The following is a 1,160-nucleotide window of genomic DNA, read 5'->3' on the forward strand; positions in this document are numbered from 1 at the left end:
CGTGTTATCCTGTGCCATGGTGGCTTCTCCTGTCGGTGGCTGATTCTTCGCAAAACCAGCTTAAGACAGTTCAGAGGCCACCAGCCTCATTCTCAAATTTGCGAAAGATTCTGTACGTTATCCGAAATGGCGATGCAGAACGAACTGCTGAAGGATGCGCTTGGAAAAAAGTAGCGCGGCCATCTCGAAGACGGGAGATGGCCGGAGAAGCGGTCCGGCTTCGAGGTGTGAGTATCGCCCTGGCCTGCCGGACATTCTCGATCAGCGAGAGCTGTTTCCGCTACGAACGCAAACTGAGCGACGAGAACGCAGAGATCGTTGACTGGCTGGTGCGGTTGACCACGGCCCACCGGAGCTGGGGCTTCGGCCTTTGCTTTCTCTACCTGCGCAACGTCAAAGGCTTTGGCTGGAACCACAAGCGCGTCAGGCGGATCTATCGCGAACTTGAGCTCAATCTGCGCATCAAACCGAAGAAAAGGCTGGTTCGACAAAAGCCGGAACCACTGGCCGTTCCCGATGCGCCGAATGTAACCTGGTCGATGGACTTCATGTCCGACCAACTCGAGGACGGTCGCAGCTTCAGAACGCTGAATGTTCTTGATGACTTCAACCGTGAAGGGCTTGGCATCGAGGTCGACATCTCTTTGCCGGCCTTGCGCGTGATACGAACGCTGGAGCGGATCATCGAATGGCGCGGACGACCGTTGAACATTCGAGTCGATAACGGTCCGGAAAACGTCAGTGCAGCGCTACAGCTATGGGCGTCAAAACGCGGCATCGGCCTCACATACATCCAGCCAGGCAAACCACAACAGAACGCCTATGTTGAACGCTACAATCGCACAGTCCGACATGAATGGCTCGGACAGTACATCTTCCAGACAATCGAGGAGGCGCAAGACTACGCCACATGTTGGCTATGGACTTACAACAATGAACGGCCCAACATGGCCATCGGCGGCATTACGCCGGCAATGAAACTGAAACAGGCTGCGTGAAGTCCAGTTTTAAATCCCCTGAAAAAGGGGATGATTACCGTCTGACCGCGCAGATCTTTTTCGATGCGATAGAGTTCTTGGATTTGCGCCAAGCCTTCTTGCGCAACCGGGGCCGCGCCGGATTGGGTGAGGTCGTGTAGTTTGCGTCTTGCATGAGCCCAG

At 55.1% G+C, this 1,160-nt stretch carries 1 protein-coding gene and 1 pseudogene; one reads left to right on the plus strand and one right to left on the minus strand.

The window, feature by feature from the left end:
- Positions 1-120 precede the first annotated feature (120 nt).
- Positions 121-998: pseudogene (locus tag AAFN47_RS28080) on the plus strand (IS3 family transposase); the annotation flags it as partial.
- Here the strand turns inward: AAFN47_RS28080 and AAFN47_RS28085 are convergent.
- On the minus strand, positions 926-1,160 hold a 235-nt coding region (locus tag AAFN47_RS28085), incomplete at its 5' end, for an IS66 family transposase (protein WP_499812482.1). The pseudogene AAFN47_RS28080 and the gene AAFN47_RS28085 sit on opposite strands and share 73 nt — an antisense overlap.

Source organism: Hoeflea sp. CAU 1731, from assembly GCF_039888615.1.
Classification (GTDB): domain Bacteria; phylum Pseudomonadota; class Alphaproteobacteria; order Rhizobiales; family Rhizobiaceae; genus Flavimaribacter.